Genomic DNA, 18354 nt, shown 5'->3' on the forward strand with positions numbered 1-18354 from the left:
TAGAGCGGTCCACCGTCACATCGCCGCCGATGCGCCCGTCATAACGCAATCACGGCGGCGGCGACAGGTCAGCTTGCGAGGCCCGGTGCCTCGTGCCCGGTCTGGGCGACATATTCGGTATAGCCGCCCGGATACTGGTGGATATCGTCGCCGTTGAGCTCCAGCACCCGGTTCGACAGCGCGCCGAGGAAATGGCGGTCATGCGAGACGAAGAGCATGGTGCCCTCGTATTCCGACAGCGCCTTGATCAGCATCTCCTTGGTGTCGAGATCGAGATGGTTCGTCGGCTCGTCGAGGATGAGGAAGTTCGGCGGATCGAACAGCATCGCCGCCATGACGAGCCGCGCCTTCTCGCCGCCGGAAAGCACCCGGCACTTCTTCTCCACGTCGTCGCCGGAAAAGCCGAAGCAGCCGGCCAGCGTGCGCAGCGGCCCCTGCCCCGCCCGCGGAAACTCCGCCTCCAGCCATTCGAACACGGTCAGGTCGCCGTCGAGGAGATCCATCGCATGCTGTGCGAAATAGCCGACCTTGACGCTCGCCCCGATCGTCACGCTGCCGGCATCGGGTACCGCGGCGCCGGCGACGAGCTTCAGCAGCGTCGACTTGCCCGCGCCGTTGATGCCCATCACGCACCAGCGCTCCCGGCGGCGGATCAGGAAGCTGAAATCCTCGTAGATCGCGCGGCTGCCATAGGCCTTGCCGACATTCTTGAGGCTGACCACGTCCTCGCCCGAGCGCGGCGCCGGCTGGAACTCGAACATCACCGTCTGGCGCCGGCGCGGCGGCTCGACGCGCTCGATCTTGTCGAGCTTCTTCACCCGGCTCTGCACCTGCGCGGCATGCGAGGCGCGCGCCTTGAAGCGCTCGATGAACTTGATCTCCTTGGCGAGCATCGCCTGCTGGCGCTCGAACTGCGCCTGCTGCTGCTTCTCGTTCTGCGCGCGCTGCTGCTCGTAGAAGCCGTAGTCGCCGGAATAAGTGGTCAGCGAGCCGGCATCGATCTCGATGATCTTGTTGACGATGCGGTTCATGAACTCGCGGTCGTGCGAGGTCATCAGCAGCGCGCCGTCATAGCCCTTCAGGAACTGCTCCAGCCAGATCAGGCTTTCGATGTCGAGATGGTTGCTCGGCTCGTCGAGCAGCATGACGTCCGGCCGCATGAGCAGGATGCGGGCGAGCGCCACGCGCATCTTCCAGCCGCCCGAAAGCTTGCCGACGTCGCCGTCCATCATCTCCTGGCTGAAGCTGAGGCCGGCCAGCACCTCTCGCGCCCGGCTCTCCAGTCCGTAGCCGTCGAGTTCCTCGTAGCGCGCCTGCACCTCGCCGTAGCGCTCGATGATCGCATCCATCTCGTCCAGCCGGTCGGGATCGACCATCGCCGCCTCGAGTTCGCGCAGCTCCGCCGCGACGGAACTCACCGGCCCCGCCCCGTCCATCACCTCGGTGACCGCGCTGCGCCCCGCCATCTCGCCGACATCCTGGCTGAAATAGCCGATGGAGACATGCTTCTCGACGGAAACCTGCCCCTCGTCCGGTAGCTCCCGCCCGGTGATCATGCGGAAGAGCGTCGTCTTGCCCGCCCCGTTGGGCCCGACCAGCCCGATCTTCTCCCCGCGGTTCAGCGCGGCGGAGGCCTCGATATAGAGGATGCGGTGGCTGTTGGACTTGCTGATATTCTCGATGCGGATCATGGAAGGAAGCCTCGTCGTGTCCCGCGCCCTATGCCACGAGGCAGTGCGGCAAGTCCATGCGGGTGCGGTGGCGAATCTCCATGAAATGTGCCGGTTCCGCATCTCGTGCGCGAGACCCTTGCCCGCGCGGCGTGCTGGACCACCGGTCTCGATTGATGTTATATTCAATTATCCTAAAATTAAGAATCTGTCCTGGCCATGGGAGGCTTCCATGCGTGAACCGGATATGCAGAAACTCGACGCGCTCGTCGGCCGCCTCGTCGGCGATATCGGCGCCGCGGTAACGGGCGCTCTGGTCGTGCTCGGCGACCAGGTGGGTATTTTCAGGGCGATGGCCGACGGCGAGCCGGTAAATGCCCGGGGGCTTGCGGCGAAAACCGGGTTGAAGGAGCGCTACCTGCAGGAATGGCTCAGCGCTCAGGCCGCCGCCGACTATATCGACTATGACGAAGCAACGAACCGTTTCAGCCTGACGCCGGAGCAGGCGATGGTGTTTGCCGAGGAGAACAGCCCGGCCTTTTTCGTCGGCGCATTCGAGGTCGTCCAGTCCATGTGGGTGGACGAACCGAAGGTCGCCGATGCGTTCCGCACCGGCAAGGGCGTCGGCTGGCATGAGCACAGCACCTGCCTTTTCCGCGGAACCGAACGGTTTTTCCGTCCCGGCTACAACAGCCATCTGGTGACCGAATGGATTCCGGCCCTCGACGGCGTCGAGGAAAAACTCAGGTCAGGCGCCAGTGTCGCCGACGTCGGCTGCGGCCATGGCGCATCGACCATCCTGATGGCACAGGCCTATCCGGCGTCGCGATTCGTCGGCTTCGACTATCACGGCCCCTCGATCGAAAGGGCAAGGGCAGCGGCCGAAAAGGCCGGAGTGGCCGATCGGGTCACCTTCGAGCAGAGCGCGGCAGCGCAGTTTCCGGGCCGCGACTACGACATGATCGCGATGTTCGACTGCCTGCATGACATGGGCGACCCGGTGGGCGCCGGACGGCATGTGCGGGAAACGCTCGCCCCGGACGGAACATGGATGATCGTCGAACCCTTCGCGCATGATCATCTCAAGGACAATCTCAACCCGGTCGGCCGTGTCTATTACGGCGCATCGACAATGATCTGCACGCCCGCCTCGCTCTCCCAGGACGTGGGACTCGGGCTTGGCGCACAGGCAGGAGAGCTGCGCCTTCGCAAGGTCGCGCTCGATGCGGGCTTCACCCGTTTCCGCCGGGCAACGGAAACGCCGTTCAACATGGTATTCGAGGTGCAGGCTTGAAAGGCGGCAATCGCCACGCGTGAAGAGCGCCTATCCGCAAAAGGCGGATGAAGAGCGCCCATCGCCATCGGAACAGATGAAGACCCTTCACCAGTTGCCGGGATCCGCCGTGTGATCGGTCAGCGCGTATTCCTCCGCCTTTTCCGGATCGAGCACCAGTTCCGTCGTCATGTTCTTCGCGTCGGTGACCCGATAGGTGACCGGCACAGGGTCCCTGCTGAGTTCGCGATACATCATCAGCGCGGCTTCCTCGGCGGTATCCGCTTCGACTTCAATGCCGGTCGTGACCGTGAACATCGCCATGGCATCACCTCGCTGCGCACCGGTTCTCGTCGGCAGCAGTGTAGCCCCCGCGCCGATCGAGCGCCAGACTCGCGCAACGGATCGGAGAGCCATCCCGTCTCGTTCGGAAAAATATCGATCTATTGGAAACTTATGGCGGAGAGGGTGGGATTCGAACCCACGATACCCTTGCAGGTATGCCGCATTTCGAGTGCGGTGCATTCGACCACTCTGCCACCTCTCCGGATGTCGGTCGGCGCCTTCAGCGCGGGGCGGTACATAGCGGGTGTCGGGCGGGGGCGCAAGGGGGCAGAAAGCATCTAATTGCAATGGTGACGGAAATCTCCTTGACAGTTTTCATCGGCTCACCTATTGCGCAAGGTGCAGTGGTATAGGTCTCACCTGTGCCGCGACGATGGTTCTTTGTGCCGTACTTCCTCGCTTCGCGGGGATATGCCGGCAGGAACCGACCTAACCGGCGGGGCGCCAATGCCTCTCCATTCGTAGCGACTGACAAAAAGACGGCCGTGCCCTCATGGGCAAAGAGCCGGTACGAACATGAAAGGATATAAAATGTTCGCAGTCATCAAGACCGGCGGTAAGCAGTACCGCGTGGCCGCCAACGACGTCCTGACGGTTGAAAAGCTGTCCGGCGAAGCTGGTGCGAAGATCGAATTCACCGAAGTGCTGATGGTCGGCGTCGGCGCCGATGCCACGATCGGTGCGCCCTTCGTTGAAGGCGCCGTCGTGACCGCCGAAGTCGTCGAGCATGGCCGTGGCAAGAAGGTTATCGCCTTCAAGAAGCGCCGCCGCCAGAACTCGAAGCGCTCGCGCGGCCATCGCCAGCACAACACGACTGTCCGTATCGTCGAGATCGCGGCAGCCGGCGGCAAGGCAAAGAAGGCTTCCAAGAAGTCTGAAGCCGAAGCCGTTGCAGCAGCCGAATAATCCGGACAGGTAAAGGAGAACTCCCATGGCACACAAAAAAGCTGGCGGCTCCTCGCGCAACGGTCGCGATTCCCAGTCCAAGCGCCTCGGCGTGAAGAAGTTCGGCGGCGAAGCCGTCCTCGCAGGCAACATTATCGTCCGTCAGCGCGGCACGCAGTGGCATCCCGGTGCCAATGTCGGCCTCGGCAAGGATCACACGATCTTCGCCCTTACAGCTGGCAATGTGAATTTCCGTACGAAGGCCAACGGTCGCGTCTACGTGTCTGTAATGGCGAAAGCGGAAGCAGCGGAATAAGCCGGTAGCGCTCTAAAACAGCCGGCGTCTCATCGACCCGGCTGACGCTACAGGTTTCGGACCTGCAGGAAAAAAAGGGAGATGAGGCAAGTCCTTATCTCCCTTTTTCTGTTCTGGAGGAACGAGCCATGCAGACCGAATTGTTGCGGGAAGACCAATCAAGGTCTCCCAAGGAAAGGCTGAGGCCTGAACGGTCGAGGACCGATTGCCCGATCTTGCTGTCGCCGAGGCTCGTCATGAGAGCCCCGCACGAAGACGACATCGACGCCCTTGCCCATCTTGCCAACAACGCCAACATCGCCAACATGGTCGCCCGCATGCCGCACCCGTACATGGTTGCGGACGCCGCTGATTTCGTGCGACGCACACGCGCCGGCGCGATTGGCAAGTGCGTCTATGCCATTACGAAAGCCGATAACGGCGCCTTCCTCGGCTGCTGCGGGATCGAACCGCACGAGGACGGACGCACGGTCGAGCTCGGCTACTGGCTGGGCGAGCCCTACTGGAACCAAGGTTATGTCACCGAGGCGGCGCATGCGCTGATCGACATGGTCTTCCGCACCCGCGATGTCGAGCAGATCGATGCGCGCTGCCGGGTCATGAACATCCCCTCGCGCCGGGTCATCCAGAAGTGCGGCTTCCAGTTCCAGGCGACCGGCATGGTGCAGAGCCTCGCCGTCGGCGGCATGGTGCCCGTCGAATGGTACCGGCTCGACCGCAAAACCTGGGTTTCGCTGAAGAGCTGGGGAGGCATGCGATGAACGCCATGCAGACCCGGAGGGAACGCGAGCGCGTTACCGGCCCCGGCCCCTGCCCGACCATCCGGACGGCACGCCTCACCCTGCGGCCCCACCGCATGCCCGATGCGGATGCCATCGCCCAGTCGCTCGGCGATTTCGAGGTCTCGCGCATGCTGGCGCGGGCCCCCGCCCCCTATGACCGGCAGGATGCGGCCGAATGGCTTGCCATCGCGACCACCGATCTTAACGAGGGCTGGGCCTTCGCCATCACCACCGGCGACGACGTGCATATCGGCTGCGTCTCCTTCGAGCGGCTCGGCGGGGAATGGCATCTCGGCTACTGGCTGAACCGCTTCTACTGGCGGCGCGGCTATATGAGCGAGGCGGTACATGCGGCAATGGCGCGGTTCATGACGCGCATGCCCGGAACGGACATCCATTCCGGCGTCTTCGCCGACAACCCCGCTTCGCTGAGGGTCCAGGAGAAGGCGGGCTTCCGCATCACCGGATGCAGCGACCTCTACTGCGTCGCCCGCGGCTCGATGGTCCCGCATATCGAGACGCGGCTGGAGCCGGGCGACTTCCGCCCGGCAATCCCGCGGCAGTAAGAAAGAACGGGGCGGAGCGATCCGCCCCGCTTCCATGTCAGGACAATTCGAACCAGACCGGCATATGGTCGGAGCCGAAGGCGGTCTCGTCGACCCAGGCGTCCGTCAGCCGCTCCACGAGGCCGTGGCTGAGGAAACAGTAGTCGAGGAACATGCGGTCGGCATGGTCCTTGGGGTTGATCCAGCTGAAGCTTCCGGCATGGCGCTTGCCGAGGCCGGCCAGCGCATCCACCGGGTTGGTGGCGCGGATCTGCCGCCCGTAGAGGGGATCGACGCCGCCGGCCATCTCGCAATATTCCGGCGATTCCGGCACCATGTTGAAGTCGCCCATCAGCACGTAGTCATCGGGCGCCGGCGGTTCGGCAAGACCGAATTCGTGCGCGCCGGAAATGGCTCCGCCCTCGTCGCCGTAGAGCCTGGCGCGGTCCTTGAGGTAGCGGATCTGCGCGATGCGCTCGTCACGGTGGACGTGATCGAGATGCACGGAATAGACGCGGATCGGCCCGCCGGGCGTTGCGATGACCGCTTCGGTCGCGCCGCGCTGCAGGTTCAGCTTGTCGAGGGTGCGCGTGCGCGGCAGGAGGATCGTGCGGGTCGAGAGGATCGGCCAGCGCGAGAAGATCATGTTACCGAACTGGAAGCGGCGATTGACCACCCGGCCCTTCTCGATCGCCGAGCCCGCATCGAGATCGCAGGCCGGGCCGAAGACGGAATAGTGGTTGGCGAGCAGCGTGCGCAACTCGGCGACCATGTCGACATGGCCGTTGCGGTGGAAGTTCCGCGTCACTTCCTGCAGGGCGATGATATCGGCGCCGTGGATGCTGGAGGCGATGCGCGGCAGGTCGAAACGATCATCGAGACCGATGCCGTACTGGACGTTGTAGCTGACGAATTTCACGATAGTCTTTGACCTCTGCGGGAAGCGGCTATATCGAAGACGGCAAAATGACCATGACGATCAAAGTAAAGCAAACGGCGAGCCAATGAAGTTCCTGGACGAAGCAAAAGTCTATATCCGCTCCGGCGACGGCGGGGCAGGGGCTGTCTCGTTCCGCCGCGAAAAATTCGTGGAATTCGGCGGCCCTGACGGCGGCGACGGCGGGCGCGGCGGTGACGTGTGGGTGGAGGCCGTCAACGGCCTCAACACGCTGATCGATTTCCGCTTCCAGCAGCACTTCAAGGCGTCCATCGGCACGCATGGCATGGGCCGCAACCGCACCGGCGCGAACGGCGCCAGCGTGACGCTGAAGGTGCCGGTCGGCACGCAGATCTTCGAGGAAGACAACGAGACGCTGATCATCGACCTCGTGACCGAGGGACAGCGCTTCAAGCTGGCCGCCGGCGGCAATGGCGGCTTCGGCAACGCGCATTTCAAGTCGGCCACCAACCAAGCGCCGACCTGGGCCAATCCAGGCCTTGCAGGCGAGGAGAAGACGATCTGGCTTCGCCTGAAGCTGATCGCCGATGCCGGCCTCGTCGGCCTGCCGAATGCCGGCAAGTCGACCTTCCTTGCGACCTGCACGCGCGCCCGGCCGAAGATCGCCAACTATCCGTTCACGACGCTGCATCCGAACCTTGGCGTCGCGACCATCGACGGCGCGGAGTTCATCCTTGCGGACATTCCGGGTCTCATCGAGGGCGCGCATGACGGGATCGGCCTCGGCGACCGTTTCCTCGGCCATGTCGAGCGCACGCGCGTTCTGCTGCATCTCGTCTCCGCGCAGGAGGAGGATGTCGCGAAAGCCTACAAGACGGTGAAGCGCGAGCTGGAGGCCTATGGCGGCGGCATCACCGACAAGCCGGAGATCGTCGCGCTGTCGCAGATCGACGTGCTCGACGAGGATGAGCTGAAGAAGAAGTCCAAGGCGCTGGCAAAGGCCTGCGGGCAGACGCCGCTGCAGCTTTCCGCCGTCGCCAATGTCGGCATGATCGGCACGCTGCGCGCGGTGCGCGACATCATCGTTCAAGCGAAGAATTCCGGATCCGACGACTGAGATGACGAAGAACCGCAAACCGCTCGGAAAATACCGCCGGATTGTGATCAAGATCGGCTCGGCACTGCTCGTCGACCGGGCGAGCGGCCTGAAGAAGGCATGGCTCGACGCCATGTGCCGGGATATCGCGGCGCTCCGGGCCGGCGGCACGGACGTTCTCGTCGTCTCGTCGGGCGCCATCGCGCTCGGCCGCTCGGTGCTGAAGGTGCCGGCGGGCGCGCTGAAGCTGGAGGAAAGCCAGGCGGCGGCCGCCGTCGGCCAGATCGCTCTTGCGCGCGCCTGGTCGGAAAGCCTTTCGGCTGACGGCATCGTCGCCGGCCAGATCCTGCTGACGCTGGGCGACACGGAAGAGCGCCGCCGTTATCTCAACGCCCGCGCGACGATCAACCAGCTCCTGAAGCTCGGCGCCGTGCCGATCATCAACGAGAACGATACGGTCGCCACGACGGAAATCCGCTATGGCGACAACGACCGGCTCGCCGCCCGCGTCGCCACGATGACGGGTGCGGACCTGCTGGTTCTGCTCTCGGATATCGACGGGCTCTACACGGCCCCGCCGCATCTCGACCCCGAGGCGCGTTTCCTTGAGACCATCGACGCCATCACGCCCGAGATCGAGGCGATGGCGGGCGGTGCGGCTTCGGAACTGTCGCGCGGCGGCATGCGCACCAAGATCGACGCCGGCAAGATCGCGACGGGCGCGGGCTGCGCCATGATCATCGCCTCGGGCAAGGTCGACCATCCACTGCGCGCCATCGAAGAGGGTGCGCGCTCCTCCTGGTTCGCCCCTTCGGGTTCGCCAGTTACCGCGCGAAAAACGTGGATTGCCGGGCAATTGCAGCCGGCCGGACGGCTGGAGATCGATGCGGGCGCGGAAACGGCGCTTTCGGCCGGCAAGAGCCTGCTGCCCGCGGGCGTGCGCGGCGTCTGGGGTTCGTTCTCGCGCGGCGACACGGTTTCGATCTACGGCACGAACGGGCGCGAGATCGCCCGTGGCCTCGCCGGCTACGATGCCGACGAGGCGCGGCTGATCGTCGGCAGGAAATCGGCCGAGATCGCCGCCGTTCTCGGTTATGCCGGGCGCGCCGCGATGGTGCACAGGGACGATCTCGTGGTGACCGGGCTGCCTGTCGCCATCGAGGCGGGAGGGATTTGAGCCATGCTTGACCAGGTGAAGACCGACATCGACAGCCTGATGGCCGAAATCGGCCGCAATGCCCGCGCCGCCGCCCGCCCGCTCGCCATCGCCACGGCCGATCAGAAGAACCGCGCCCTTGAAGCCATGGCTGCTGAAATCCTCGCGCATCGCGAGGCGATCCTTGCCGCCAATGCCATCGACCTTGCCAATGCGAAGGAGAGCGGCGTCGCGGCCTCCTTCATCGACCGGCTGACGCTGACCGCCGAGCGCATCGAGGGCATTGCCGGCGCGATCCGCGACATCGCCGCGCTCAAGGACCCTGTCGGCGACGTCATCGCCGAATGGGACCGGCCGAACGGCCTTCATATCGAGCGCGTGCGCACGCCGCTCGGCGTCATCGGCGTCATCTATGAGAGCCGCCCGAACGTGACGGCGGATGCCGGCGCGCTGTGCCTGAAGGCCGGCAATGCCGTGATCCTGCGCGGCGGCTCGGACAGCGTGAATTCATCGCAGGCGATCCATTCCTGCCTGGTCGCCGGCCTGAAGGCCACCGGCCTTCCGGAACATGCGATCCAGTATGTGCCGGTGACGGACCGCGCCGCCGTGGGCGCCATGCTGTCCGGTCTTGGCGGCGCCATCGACGTCATCGTGCCGCGCGGCGGCAAGAGCCTCGTCGCGAGGGTGCAGAGCGAGGCGCGCGTGCCGGTCTTCGCCCATCTCGAAGGCCTCTGCCATGTCTACGTCGACAAGTCCGCCGATCTCGACATGGCGAAAAAGATCGCCGTCAACGCCAAGATGCGCCGCACGGGCATCTGCGGCTCTATGGAGACGCTGCTGATCGACCGCGCCGTCGCAGACACCCATCTCGCCCCGCTGGTCGAAGGTCTTGTCGCCGCCGGCTGCGAAGTGCGCGCGACGGAGGAAATCCGCGGCCGCATCCCGGGCCTCGTTGCCGCAACGGAAGCGGACTGGTCGACGGAATATCTCGACGCCATCCTCTCGGTCTCGCTGGTCGACGGCATTTCCGGCGCCATCGAGCACATCAACCGCTGGTCCTCCGCCCATACGGAAGCCGTCATCGCCGAGGATCCGGCGGTCGTCGAGCGCTTCTTCACCGAGATCGATTCGGCCATCCTCCTGCACAATGCCTCCACCCAGTTCGCCGATGGCGGCGAATTCGGCATGGGCGGCGAGATCGGCATCGCGACCGGCAAGATGCATGCGCGCGGCCCGGTTGGGGTCGAGCAGCTCACCTCCTTCAAATACCGCGTGCGCGGCACCGGACAGGTGCGGCCCTGAGGTGACGGCGGACACGGTTGCAGAGCGCTACCTCCGGATGCCGCATGTCGAGAAAGGCATGTCGGTGGGCCTTTTCGGCGGCTCCTTCAACCCGCCGCACCAGGGCCATGCGCTCGTCGCGGAAACCGCGCTGCGCCGCCTCGGCCTCGACCAGCTCTGGTGGATGGTGACGCCCGGCAACCCGCTGAAGGACCACCGGGAACTGGCCCCGCTCGCCGAACGCATTCGCCTCAGCGAGGCCATCGCACCCGGTCCGCGCGTCAAGGTGACGGCCTTCGAGAAGCGGCTCGGCCAGAGCTACACGGCCAAGACGCTCGAACGGGTCCAGGCGCTGAACCGCGGCGTGAATTTCGTCTGGATCATGGGCGCCGACAATCTCGGCACCTTCCATCACTGGCAAAACTGGCGGAAGATCGCCTGCACCTTCCCCATCGCCGTCATCGACCGGCCGGGCTCGACGCTCTCCTATCTTTCCTCCCGCATGGCCAAGACCTTCGACCATGCCCGCGTCGACGAGGAGGATGCCATGTCGCTTCCCGGCCGCCCGGCGCCGGCCTGGACCTTCATTCACGGGCCGCGTTCGGCCCTCAGTTCCACGGCGCTGCGCAAGGGCGCGACGCTAGAGAAAACCATCCCTCAGAAGTGACGTCTTGAAACTGCCCCCCATCGGTGCCTACATTTGGTAGGTGCCGGCGCGTTTTGCCGGTACGGGACGTGCTGCTTGTATCCAGAAAGGAACGAACCTGACAACAGTGCACGCAAAGGGAAACGTCGTCGGCGTTTTCTCCAGGAGCGCGGGAAGGGGCGATGATGCCGCCGACCGGGCCCTTCAACTGGTCCTCGCAAGCCTCGAGGACTCCAAGGCGGAAGATATCGTCACCATCAACATTGCCGGAAAATCGGCGCTGGGCGACTACATGGTGGTCGTGTCCGGACGCTCGAACCGTCATGTCATGGCGATCGCCGATCACCTCATCACCGATCTCAAGGACGAAGGCCTGGGTAATGCCCGCGTCGAGGGCCTTGAGGCGGGCGACTGGGTGCTGATCGACACGGGCGATATCATCATCCACGTGTTCCGGCCGGAAGTCCGGGAGTTCTACAACATCGAACGGATGTGGGCGGCTCCCGAGATCGAGGACGGCACGGTACACTAATCCAGACGCCGGGCACCTGTCCGGCGAAAGCAGGCGGTGGCGCGGTTGCGCGTCACCCGAACGGACAGGGCTTGAGGCGATGCGGGTTGGACTTTTTTCGGTGGGACGGCTGAAGGCCGGCCCTGAGAAGGAACTTGCGGCCCGCTATATCGACCGTTTCGCGAAGGCCGGTCCCGCCATCGGCCTCGAACTCGGCAAGCTTGCCGAAGTCGGCGAAAGCCGGGCCGGCAATGCCGACACGCGCAAGCGCGAGGAAGCGGCCATGCTGGAAAAGGCGCTGCCCGACGGCGCCGTGCTGATCCTGCTCGACGAGCGCGGCAAATCGCTCGATTCCCCGGCCTTTGCCGATTTTCTCGCCGGCTTCCGCGATTCCGGCAAACGCGACCTGATGATCGCCATCGGCGGCGCAGACGGGCTCGACCCCGCCCTTTACGAGCGCGCCAACGCCACGCTCTGCCTCGGCAAGATGACCTGGCCGCACCAGCTCGTGCGCATCCTGCTGGCCGAACAGCTCTACCGCGCCGTCACCATCCTCTCCGGCCATCCCTACCACCGCAGCTGACGGATAGCATCATGGCCGCGCAAGCCTCGCGCCCCATGATGGCGGAGGCCGTATTTTTGGCGCTGTTTGTTGGCGAAATCGGCAAATCAGCATAGAGCAGGTCCAGCAAAACGTTCGGCCCAAAAAATGTTCGGAACGCGATGAGGAAGACCGGCACAGCCAATCCGGGTGAAGGTGTCAGCCGCCTGCTGCGGCCGGCCATGCTCTCGGCTGCCCTGTCGCTGGCCCTCCTTCCCCACCCGCTCGCCGCCGAGCCCAACGAGACATCCGTCGCGCTGGAAAAGACCGGCTCGCTGCCGAAGGCCGAGCCCGATCCCGCCGCGGCGCTCGCCCTTCGCCGCGACAGCACGCGCCGGGAGCTTGACGCCCTTTCCCAGTCGATCACCGTTTCGTCGGAGAAGACCAGACAGCTCGAAGCGGAGATCGCCAATCTCAACAAGTCGCGCCAGAGCCTGCGCGAGGCGATCGTCCAGTCGGCGGCCAGGCGCAAGGCGATGGAAGAGAAGATCCTCGACGGCGAGAAGCGGCTGGAGGGCATGCGCGACCGGGAAGCCGGCGTGCGCGCCTCGCTGCACGAGCGGCGCGGCCTGCTCGCCGAAGTGCTCGCCGCGCTCCAGCGCATGGGGCGAAACCCGCCGCCCGCCCTTCTGGTGACGCCGGAGGACGCGCTTTCCTCGGTGCGCAGCGCCATCCTGCTCGGCGCCGTCGTGCCCGGCATCCGCAAGGAGACGGATGCGCTCATCGACGACCTCGCCGCCCTGATGGACATCAAGAGCAATATCGACCGCGAAAAGACCGAGCTGACCGACGCCATGCAGGTGCGCATCGAGGAGGAGAAGCGCTCGGAAATGCTGATCGCCGAGAACGAGGCGCTGACCGAGACCAATGCCCGCACGCTCGCCGCCGAACGGCGCCGCGCGGAGGAGCTCGCCGCCCGCGCGACCAGCCTCGAAGGGCTGATCGGCAGCCTGGAGCAGGAGATCGGCTCCGTGCGCGACGCCGCCGCGCTCGCCCGCGCCAAGGAAGAGGAACGGCGCGGACAAAGCGAGGCCGAACGCGAGAAGGCGAGGGCGCTCGCCCGCGACAGCGTGCCCGACAAAAACCGCATTGCTCCGGCATACGAATTTTCGCAGTTGCAGGCAAAACTCGACTATCCCGTGGCGGGAGACGTGCTGCGCCAGTTCGGCGAGGCGGACGGCACCGGCCACGATTCGCAGGGGCTGACGCTGGCGGCCAATCCGGGCGCGCTGGTCACGGCCCCCTCGGACGGATGGATCGTCTTTGCCGGAACGTTTCGCAGTTACGGGCGCATGATCATCCTGAATGCCGGGGAAGGCTACCATCTCGTGCTTTCCGGCATGGACAGGGTGAGCGTGCGGGAGGGTCAGTTCGTCGTGGCGGGAGAACCGCTCGCCGTGATGGGTGAAAAAAGGGTCGCGAGTGTCAACGCTTTGGCGCTGGAAACGGACAAGCCGACACTTTACATTGAATTCCGAAAGAACGGAAAACCGGTTGATTCCCGGCCGTGGTGGTCCGCCAAGAAATCTGGAAAGGCACGCAATGATTCGTAGGGCTTCACTTGTTATTGTCGGTGCACTCATGGGTGCTACGGCCATGAGCGTCATCAACACGGTAACCCTGCCCGCGGAAGCAGCCGGTTCGTCGACCTATCGCGAACTGTCCATCTTCGGTGACGTGTTCGAACGCGTGCGCGCCCAGTATGTGACGCCGCCGAAGGAAGACCAGCTCATCGAGAATGCCATCAACGGCATGCTCTCCTCGCTCGATCCGCATTCCTCCTACATGAATGCCAAGGACGCCGAGGACATGCGCACCCAGACGCGCGGCGAGTTCGGCGGCCTCGGCATCGAAGTCACGATGGAAGACGAACTCGTCAAGGTCATCACACCGATCGACGACACGCCGGCCGCCCGCGCCGGCGTTCTTGCCGGCGACTTCATCTCGAAGATCGACGGCCAGGACGTCCGCGGCCTGAAGCTGGAAGATGCGGTCGAGAAGATGCGCGGCGCCGTCAACACGCCGATCAAGCTGACGCTGATCCGCAAGGGCGCCGACAAGCCGATCGAGCTGACCATCAAGCGCGACATCATCGCCGTGAAGGCCGTGAAGTTCCGCGTCGAGAACGATGTCGGCTACCTGCGCGTCATCTCCTTCACCGAGAAGACCTTCGACGACCTCGAAACCGCCATCGCCAAGATCAAGGAACAGGTCCCGGCCGACAAGCTGAAGGGCTATGTGCTGGACCTCCGCCTCAATCCGGGCGGCCTGCTCGACCAGGCGATCAACGTTTCCGACGCCTTCCTGGAGCGCGGCGAGGTCGTTTCGACCCGCGGCCGCAACGAGGACGAGACCCGTCGCTTCAACGCCTCGCCGGGCGACCTTTCCGACGGCAAGCCGGTGGTCGTGCTGATCAACGGCGGCTCGGCCTCGGCTTCCGAAATCGTCGCGGGTGCGCTGCAGGATCTACGCCGCGCCACCGTCGTCGGCACCCGTTCCTTCGGCAAGGGCTCGGTCCAGACCATCATTCCGATGGGCGATGCTGGCGCGCTACGCCTGACGACGGCGCTCTACTACACGCCGTCCGGCAAATCGATTCAGGGCACCGGCATCACGCCGGACATCACGATCGACCAGCCGCTGCCGCCGGAATTGCAGGGCAAGGTCGAGAACGCCAGCGAATCGAGCCTGCGCGGCCATATCCAGGGCCAGAGCGAGACGGACCAGGGCTCCGGTTCCTCCGCCTACGTTCCGCCGGAAGCCAAGGACGACGTCCAGCTCCAATACGCGCTGGAACTGCTGCGCGGCCAGAAGACCGACCCGTCCTTCCCGGCCAATCCGGAAAAGGCCGAGCTGAAGAAGTAAGACATCTGCGCAGGGCCCGCCATCGGCGGGCCCTGTTTCCCCCGCACCTTTCGGCCAGCGCGGACTGACCTTGGGCACAGATATTCACGCACCTCTCGGCCAGGACCGCAAGGCAAGGCCCGGACCGGCGGGACCTTCCCGGTTCTCCGCCGGCGCCCTCGTGTCCGCGCTCGTCGTCGCCGGCCTTCTCGGCTTTTCCGGCTGGACGGCGCTGGCGCCGAGCGGCCTTGCCACCACGCCTTTCACGCCTCCTTCCGAAGACGCCCATGCGGCGGCCGACAAGGCCGACCAGAAAACCGCCGAGGCGAAGGGCGGCGTGCGGCGCGCAAACGGCCTTTCCGGCGCCCGCGTCGAGGAAACGACGACCGACGACGGCAATGTCGTGCGCACCTATTCTCCCGGCACGCGCGACGGCAAAGGACCGCTCCTCATCGAGGCGAACCGCATCGGCCAGGATCCGCGCACCGCGGCCTTCCCCAACGACGACCTCTTGGAAGAGACCTCGGACGGCAAGATCCCCGTCATCGGCCTCGACGGCACGCGGCCGATGGACCAGTATGCCCGGCCCTGGTCCGGCGCGCGCGGCACGCGCATCGCCATCGTGGTCGGCGGCCTCGGCCTCAGCCAGACGGGTACGCAGCGCGCCATCCGCGAGCTGCCGGCGGAAGTGACGCTCGCCTTCGCCGCCAGCGGCAACAGCCTGTCGCGCTGGATGCAGGAAGCCCGCCGCGGCGGCCATGAAATCCTCCTGCAGATGCCGCTGGAACCCTTCGACTATCCGCAGAACGATCCCGGCCCCTATACGCTGCGCACGGATTTCAGCGAGACGCAGAACCTTGCCGAACTGCACCGCGCCATGGCGAAGATCACCAACTATACCGGCCTCGTGAACTTCATGGGCGGGCGCTTCCTCGCCGATGCCGATGCTCTGGAGCCGGTGATCCGCGATGTGGCCAGCCGCGGCCTGCTCTTCCTCGACGACGGCAGCTCCGCCCAGTCGCTTTCCGGCACGATCGCCGGGGCGGTGGAGGCCCCGCATGCCTTCGCCGACCTGCAGCTCGACGCCGATCTTTCCCGCGAGGCGGTGCTGAAGAAGCTCGACGAGCTGGAGCGCATCGCCCGCCGCAACGGCACGGCGATCGGCATCGCCTCGGCCTTCGACGAAAGTGTGGACGCCATCGGCAAATGGTGCGAGGAAGCGGAGACCCGCGGCATCGAGATCGTCGGCGTCGCGTCGCTCGCAGCCGTTCCCGCCAGAAAATAGGACATCTCAATGGGCAAGGATAAGGACAAGGTGGTTCGGGCCGAGGACCTGCCGTATCGCCCCTGCGTCGGCATCATGGTGCTGAACGCCGAAAACAGGGTCTGGGCCGGCCGGCGCCTGGCCGTCGGCAATTCCGAATATGACGGCTCGCCGCAGCTCTGGCAGATGCCGCAGGGCGGCATCGACAAGGGCGAGGACCCGCTGGAGGCCGCCTACCGCGAACTCTACGAGGAAACCGGCATGAAGAGCGTGTCACTCCTCGCTGACGCCGGGCGCTGGATCAACTACGACCTGCCCACCCACCTGATCGGCATCGGCCTCAAGGGCAAGTATCGCGGCCAGACGCAGCGCTGGTTCGCCTTCCGCTTCGAAGGCGGCGAAAGCGAGATCGCCATCAACCCGCCGCCCGGCGGCCACGAGGCCGAATTCGACGCCTGGGAATGGAAGGCGATGCGCGACCTGCCGGAGCTGATCGTGCCCTTCAAGCGCAAGGTCTACGAGGAGGTCGTCTCGACCTTCGCGCATCTGGCGCCCTGATCGGGCCCGGAGGCAAGCCACCGCGCGCCCGACAACAAAAAACCCCGGCAAAGCCGGGGTTTTCCATATCTGCGGGAATTGAAAACCTATTCGGCTTCGTTGGCCGGCGCTGCGTTGAGCTGGCCGTATTTTTCCTCGCCGAGCTTGCCGAGCAGTTCGAGCTGGGTTTCGAGGAAGTCGATATGGCCTTCCTCGTCGATCAGCAATTCTTCGAACAGCTTCATGGTGACATAGTCGCCGGCCGCGTGACAGATGTCGCGCGACTTCTTGTAGGCCGCGCGGGCGTCGTATTCGCCGGCAAGGTCGGCTTCCAGGACTTCCTTGACGTTCTGGCCGATACGCAGCGGTGCGACGGTCTGCAGGTTCGGGTGGCCTTCGAGGAAGATGATGCGGGCGACGAGCTTGTCGGCGTGCTGCATCTCTTCGATGGACTCGGCACGCTCCTTCTTGGCGAGAAGCGTGTAACCCCAGTCCTCGAGAAGGCGGTAGTGGAGCCAGTACTGGTTGACAGCACCCAGCTCGAGATAGAGCGCTTCGTTAAGCTGCTCGATGACCTTTTTGTCGCCTTTCAAGATCCGCTCTCCTGTTCTCTTCATGGAATTGTTTGAGGCGGGTCATGAAATCAAATATCTCGGCATCCGTCGAGTCACGACGGGCGTGATACGCTTCGGTCGTCCGAATGATGATATCGACCACGTTGGGGAAGCAGCCGCAGCAACGGCCGCGCTTCTGCATGGCGTGATAGACCTTTGCAGGCACGATGAGCTGCCAACAGTCCTCGTCGAGAAGGCCGTTGATCACGTCGACGATTTCTTTTTCGGTGATGAAGTTGCAGCTGCAAACCAGCATTTCGTCTTGCCTGCTATACGCAAAGTCCTGAATTTCCGGGGATTAAGCAAAAGAGGATATTCGTTGTCAAGAATGAACCGGGCAGTCTCGCCACCTCATTCGTTTAGAGTCGTTCTAATCTTGACAAAAGATATCGCCTTTTCAGCCGGTTACGGATTTTCATCGAATGCAGACCCCGGGCTTGCTGCGGCAAACTGACCGATCACGTTTTGTTGCAGACGACCTCGGCAAGAGCCTTCACAGCGCGCAACACGGCACACCCAAATTCGCCCCTCGAAAAACGCTGAAAATCGTCTATATGACGGGCAAAGGAGTGCCCATGGCCCGCATTGACCAGACCGAGGATTGGCAGACCCGCCACGCCCCGACCATCAGCACCTTCGAATCCCTGGCGCTGGAGGCTTACGGCCACCTGCCGGAGGAGTTCCGCGCGCTGACGGGCAACCTCATCATCGAGATCGCCGAATTCCCGAGCGACGACGTCTTCGAGGACATGGCGCTGGAAACGCCCTTCGACCTGCTCGGCCTCTTCGAGGGCCGCGGCATCAGCGAGCGCTTCACGGTCGAGACCGGCGAGATGCCGAACCGCATCACCCTCTACCGCCGCCCGATCCTCGACTACTGGGCGGAGAACGAGGAAACGCTCGGCGACATCATCACCCATGTCCTCATCCACGAGATCGGCCACCATTTCGGCCTGTCGGACGACGACATGGAGCGCATCGAGGCGAGCGCGGAGATCGCGGCGGGGTAGGGCGGCCGCAACGGCAGAGCGCACCAATAGCGAACAAACCTGCCGCCTCTCTGTTGTCATGGTCGGGCTTGACCCGACTA

The 18354-nt window shown here is 64.6% G+C and carries 20 protein-coding genes, 1 tRNA gene and 1 pseudogene; 16 read left to right on the top strand and 6 right to left on the bottom strand.

Features of this window, described 5'->3' with window-relative positions; all coding sequences use genetic code 11:
* Positions 1 to 68: 68 nt before the first annotated feature.
* Complete coding sequence (locus tag ShzoTeo12_RS15650) at positions 69 to 1691, bottom strand: ABC-F family ATP-binding cassette domain-containing protein (RefSeq protein WP_318910307.1); 1623 nt, start codon at positions 1689 to 1691, stop codon at positions 69 to 71.
* 211 nt (positions 1692 to 1902) lie between these two features.
* Between ShzoTeo12_RS15650 and ShzoTeo12_RS15655 the strand changes: the two genes are divergently transcribed.
* Positions 1903 to 2964, top strand: coding sequence for a class I SAM-dependent methyltransferase (locus ShzoTeo12_RS15655; protein ID WP_318912465.1), 1062 nt, complete (start codon positions 1903 to 1905; stop codon positions 2962 to 2964).
* An 87-nt stretch (positions 2965 to 3051) separates the two neighbouring features.
* On the opposite strand, the gene ShzoTeo12_RS15660 is transcribed toward ShzoTeo12_RS15655, so the two are convergent.
* Positions 3052 to 3267: a hypothetical protein gene (locus tag ShzoTeo12_RS15660; RefSeq protein ID WP_119257898.1), complete on the bottom strand. Its 216-nt coding sequence runs from the start codon at positions 3265 to 3267 to the stop codon at positions 3052 to 3054.
* A 133-nt stretch (positions 3268 to 3400) separates the two neighbouring features.
* A tRNA-Ser gene (locus tag ShzoTeo12_RS15665) sits at positions 3401 to 3490 on the bottom strand.
* Positions 3491 to 3819: 329 nt separating this feature from the next.
* Here ShzoTeo12_RS15665 and rplU point away from each other — a divergent pair.
* The 4 genes and pseudogenes from rplU to ShzoTeo12_RS15685 all read left to right on the top strand — a co-directional run.
* Positions 3820 to 4131, top strand: a pseudogene (gene rplU / locus ShzoTeo12_RS15670) (50S ribosomal protein L21); the annotation flags it as partial.
* An 88-nt stretch (positions 4132 to 4219) separates the two neighbouring features.
* The gene (gene rpmA, locus ShzoTeo12_RS15675; protein WP_318910310.1) at positions 4220 to 4489 is read left to right on the top strand and encodes a 50S ribosomal protein L27; all 270 of its coding nucleotides are present in this window, start codon (positions 4220 to 4222) and stop codon (positions 4487 to 4489) included.
* A gap of 128 nt (positions 4490 to 4617) precedes the next feature.
* On the top strand, positions 4618 to 5250 hold the full coding sequence (locus ShzoTeo12_RS15680) for a GNAT family protein (RefSeq protein ID WP_318910312.1): 633 nt from the start codon (positions 4618 to 4620) through the stop codon (positions 5248 to 5250).
* Entirely contained in the window at positions 5247 to 5837 is a 591-nt protein-coding gene (locus ShzoTeo12_RS15685; RefSeq protein WP_318910314.1) for a GNAT family N-acetyltransferase, read from the top strand. The genes ShzoTeo12_RS15680 and ShzoTeo12_RS15685 overlap by 4 nt, the downstream gene beginning before the upstream one ends.
* A 37-nt stretch (positions 5838 to 5874) precedes the next feature.
* On the opposite strand, the gene ShzoTeo12_RS15690 is transcribed toward ShzoTeo12_RS15685, so the two are convergent.
* On the bottom strand, positions 5875 to 6735 hold the full coding sequence (locus ShzoTeo12_RS15690; RefSeq protein ID WP_318910315.1) for an endonuclease/exonuclease/phosphatase family protein: 861 nt from the start codon (positions 6733 to 6735) through the stop codon (positions 5875 to 5877).
* Positions 6736 to 6820: 85 nt separating this feature from the next.
* Here ShzoTeo12_RS15690 and obgE point away from each other — a divergent pair, with 85 nt between their 5' ends.
* The 10 genes from obgE (at position 6821) to ShzoTeo12_RS15740 (ending at position 16671) form a co-directional block, all read left to right on the top strand.
* Positions 6821 to 7831 (top strand): GTPase ObgE, encoded by a 1011-nt coding sequence (obgE, locus tag ShzoTeo12_RS15695; protein ID WP_119257904.1) that lies wholly within the window; start codon positions 6821 to 6823, stop codon positions 7829 to 7831.
* 1 nt (position 7832) lies between these two features.
* The gene (gene proB, locus ShzoTeo12_RS15700) at positions 7833 to 8987 is read left to right on the top strand and encodes a glutamate 5-kinase (protein ID WP_318910318.1); all 1155 of its coding nucleotides are present in this window, start codon (positions 7833 to 7835) and stop codon (positions 8985 to 8987) included.
* Positions 8988 to 8990: 3 nt separating this feature from the next.
* Entirely contained in the window at positions 8991 to 10268 is a 1278-nt protein-coding gene (locus ShzoTeo12_RS15705; RefSeq protein WP_318910320.1) for a glutamate-5-semialdehyde dehydrogenase, read from the top strand.
* Between the two features lie 37 nt (positions 10269 to 10305).
* Positions 10306 to 10914: a nicotinate-nucleotide adenylyltransferase gene (locus tag ShzoTeo12_RS15710; RefSeq protein WP_245424876.1), complete on the top strand. Its 609-nt coding sequence runs from the start codon at positions 10306 to 10308 to the stop codon at positions 10912 to 10914.
* 40 nt (positions 10915 to 10954) lie between these two features.
* On the top strand, positions 10955 to 11425 hold the full coding sequence (rsfS, locus tag ShzoTeo12_RS15715; protein WP_119257908.1) for a ribosome silencing factor: 471 nt from the start codon (positions 10955 to 10957) through the stop codon (positions 11423 to 11425).
* A gap of 79 nt (positions 11426 to 11504) precedes the next feature.
* Positions 11505 to 11987, top strand: a complete 483-nt coding sequence (gene rlmH, locus ShzoTeo12_RS15720; RefSeq protein WP_318910322.1) for a 23S rRNA (pseudouridine(1915)-N(3))-methyltransferase RlmH — start codon at positions 11505 to 11507, stop codon at positions 11985 to 11987.
* Positions 11988 to 12172: 185 nt separating this feature from the next.
* Complete coding sequence (locus tag ShzoTeo12_RS15725) at positions 12173 to 13558, top strand: murein hydrolase activator EnvC family protein (RefSeq protein ID WP_413251156.1); 1386 nt, start codon at positions 12173 to 12175, stop codon at positions 13556 to 13558.
* Positions 13548 to 14870 (top strand): S41 family peptidase, encoded by a 1323-nt coding sequence (locus ShzoTeo12_RS15730; RefSeq protein ID WP_119257911.1) that lies wholly within the window; start codon positions 13548 to 13550, stop codon positions 14868 to 14870. The genes ShzoTeo12_RS15725 and ShzoTeo12_RS15730 overlap by 11 nt, the downstream gene beginning before the upstream one ends.
* Before the next feature lie 70 nt (positions 14871 to 14940).
* Positions 14941 to 16134: a divergent polysaccharide deacetylase family protein gene (locus ShzoTeo12_RS15735; RefSeq protein WP_318910327.1), complete on the top strand. Its 1194-nt coding sequence runs from the start codon at positions 14941 to 14943 to the stop codon at positions 16132 to 16134.
* A 9-nt stretch (positions 16135 to 16143) separates the two neighbouring features.
* Positions 16144 to 16671 carry an RNA pyrophosphohydrolase gene (locus ShzoTeo12_RS15740; RefSeq protein ID WP_119257913.1) on the top strand — a complete coding sequence of 176 codons (528 nt, stop codon included), beginning with the start codon at positions 16144 to 16146 and terminating at the stop codon, positions 16669 to 16671.
* A gap of 86 nt (positions 16672 to 16757) precedes the next feature.
* On the opposite strand, the gene bfr is transcribed toward ShzoTeo12_RS15740, so the two are convergent.
* Positions 16758 to 17243 carry a bacterioferritin gene (gene bfr / locus ShzoTeo12_RS15745; protein WP_119257914.1) on the bottom strand — a complete coding sequence of 162 codons (486 nt, stop codon included), beginning with the start codon at positions 17241 to 17243 and terminating at the stop codon, positions 16758 to 16760.
* Positions 17209 to 17520, bottom strand: coding sequence for a (2Fe-2S)-binding protein (locus ShzoTeo12_RS15750; RefSeq protein ID WP_119257915.1), 312 nt, complete (start codon positions 17518 to 17520; stop codon positions 17209 to 17211). The genes bfr and ShzoTeo12_RS15750 overlap by 35 nt, the downstream gene beginning before the upstream one ends.
* A 319-nt stretch (positions 17521 to 17839) precedes the next feature.
* Between ShzoTeo12_RS15750 and ShzoTeo12_RS15755 the strand changes: the two genes are divergently transcribed.
* Positions 17840 to 18274: a metallopeptidase family protein gene (locus ShzoTeo12_RS15755; RefSeq protein ID WP_119257916.1), complete on the top strand. Its 435-nt coding sequence runs from the start codon at positions 17840 to 17842 to the stop codon at positions 18272 to 18274.
* Positions 18275 to 18354: the final 80 nt, after the last annotated feature.

This window comes from Shinella zoogloeoides (assembly GCF_033705735.1).
Classification (GTDB): Bacteria; Pseudomonadota; Alphaproteobacteria; order Rhizobiales; family Rhizobiaceae; genus Shinella; species Shinella zoogloeoides_A.